The sequence below is a fragment of the Erwinia persicina genome (genome assembly GCF_014838825.1).
GTDB classification, from domain to species: Bacteria; Pseudomonadota; Gammaproteobacteria; order Enterobacterales; family Enterobacteriaceae; genus Erwinia; species Erwinia persicina_A.
This window is the reverse complement of the sequence record NZ_JACYMO010000035.1, coordinates 1-729: the sequence shown is the minus strand read 5'-3', so window position 1 is coordinate 729 and position 729 is coordinate 1. Positions and strand designations below refer to the sequence as shown.

General features: G+C 61.5%; 1 protein-coding gene. It reads left to right on the top strand.

Annotation, left to right across the window (positions count from 1 at the left end; translation table 11 throughout):
* On the top strand, positions 1-729 hold a 729-nt coding region (locus IFU29_RS22195), incomplete at both ends, for a fimbria/pilus outer membrane usher protein (RefSeq protein WP_191935767.1).

Here is a 729-nt window from a genome sequence, read left to right as displayed (position 1 = left end):
GACTGGGAGCACCACAGCGACGGGCCGATGTTCGGTACCGGCGAGTTTTCCTGGGGCGTGAGCAACGGCTGGTCGCTGTACGGCGGCGGCGTGGCGGGCGGCGATTACAACGCGCTGGCGCTGGGGGTGGGGCGTGACCTGATGATGTTTGGCGCACTGTCGTTCGACGTCACCCAGTCACGCGCCAGCCTGCCGCAACAGGGCACCCTGAGCGGCGGTTCATACCGCCTGAGCTATTCCAAGCGCTTTGACGACTATGACAGCCAGGTGACCTTTGCCGGCTACCGCTTCTCGGAGCGCAACTATATGTCGATGGGCGAATACCTGGATGCGCGCCGCGACGGCACGCGTAGCAACAGCAGCAAGGAGATGTACACCATCACCTTTAACCAGCAGTTCCGTGACCTGGGGTTGAGTGCCTATCTCAACTACAACCACCAGACCTACTGGGACCGGCCGGCGAATGACCGTTACAACCTGACGCTGTCGCGCTCTTTCGATCTGGGGCGTTTCCGGAATATCAGCCTGTCGCTGACCGGCTATCGCAACAAATATAACGGCACCAGCGACGACGGCATGTACCTGTCGCTGTCGCTGCCGTGGGGCAGTAACGGTTCGCTGAGCTACAGCGGCAGCTACAACCGCAACGATAACGCCCATCAGGTGGGGTATTACGACCGGCTCAATGAGCGGGATACCTATCAGGTGAGTGCCGGTACGGCGCGCAGC